We start from the raw sequence: 1,276 nt of genomic DNA on the forward strand, positions 1-1,276 counted from the left end.
CGCTGGGAAATTGAAAATAGCTATGGAGAAATAAAACACCAGATGCTTGAGGATAGTATTCTTTTGCGTAGTCAGACTGTGGATGGAGTCAATCAAGAGCTATGGGGTATATTGCTAGCCTACAATTTAATTCGAGTAGAGATAAGTCGAATAGCCAAAGAGGCTAAAGTCTCCCCGCTGAGAATTAGTTTTGTCATGGCTTTGCGGGATATACAGGATGAAATACTCTGGTGTGCCATCGCTTCGCCAGGTTCAATTCCAAAGAAATTAAGGGCAATGCGAGAACGAGTGAAACGTTATATTCTTCCAGAAAAAAGAAAACGGCCCAAAAGTAGGACCGTTCGAATTTCAAAAACTCGGTACACCATTAAGTCAAAGCATGCTTAACTGAATGGTGTTAACTGTAAAGTGGCTTTTTATTATCAAATCCAAGTCTAAATTAACCCAATCAAAATTAATTAAAACTTAAGTTGTTAGAGGGGTATTTATACATCTTTATCGACTACCCATCGCTATTCACTACCCACATAGACAGGACTTATTTAAAAACCCAACATATTGCTACAAATTGAACCTCCAAAGACAAAACAACCTTTAAGTTATACGTTTATATTCTTTTTTAAATTATCCTTTACTCATTTTAACTCTATTTTTTGTATAATTTTTTTGCCTCGCTTAAAAGTAAGAAAGTGCTCTGTGTGTGTCTTTCAAGATAGATTGGCGTTATAAAGCATGCTAAATTAGCTGAAATTTATAAATGGAGAAAACAGTTGGGATTTTTATACGAATACGGTTTGTTCTTAGCTAAAACGCTTACTTTTGTCATTGCTATAGCGACTATTTTAATTTTAGTAGTAGGCGCTGCTGTTAAACCAAAAGCTAAAAAAGGTGAGATACAGATAGACGATATATCTAAGCAATTAAAAGATATTAAAGAAAGTTTTTTACTAAGTACCTTGGGTAAAAAAGAGCTCAAAGAACATCAAAAACAGTTAAAAGCACAAAGTAAAAAAACTGAAAAAGATGAACCTAAATCTCGATTATATGTAATTGATTTTATTGGCAGTATGGATGCTCATGAAGTAGAGAGCTTGAGAGAAGAAATTACGGCTATCATTTCAATAGCAGATCCTAGTAAAGATAAAGTACTCATTCGCTTAGAAAGTGGCGGTGGTGTAGTGCATGGATATGGTCTTGCAGCTTCTCAATTACAGCGTATTAAAAATGCTGGCATACCTTTGAGTGTATCAATAGATAAAGTGGCTGCAAGTGGCGG

2 pseudogenes are annotated in these 1,276 nt (G+C 35.0%); both read left to right on the forward strand.

What is annotated here, in order from left to right:
• Positions 1 to 387, forward strand: a pseudogene (locus L647_RS1000000126265) (IS4 family transposase); the annotation flags it as partial.
• Between the two features lie 383 nt (positions 388 to 770).
• Positions 771 to 1,276: pseudogene (locus L647_RS01000000124410) on the forward strand (protease SohB); the annotation flags it as partial.

This window comes from Pseudoalteromonas sp. TB64 (genome assembly GCF_000498095.1).
Classification (GTDB): domain Bacteria; phylum Pseudomonadota; class Gammaproteobacteria; order Enterobacterales; family Alteromonadaceae; genus Pseudoalteromonas.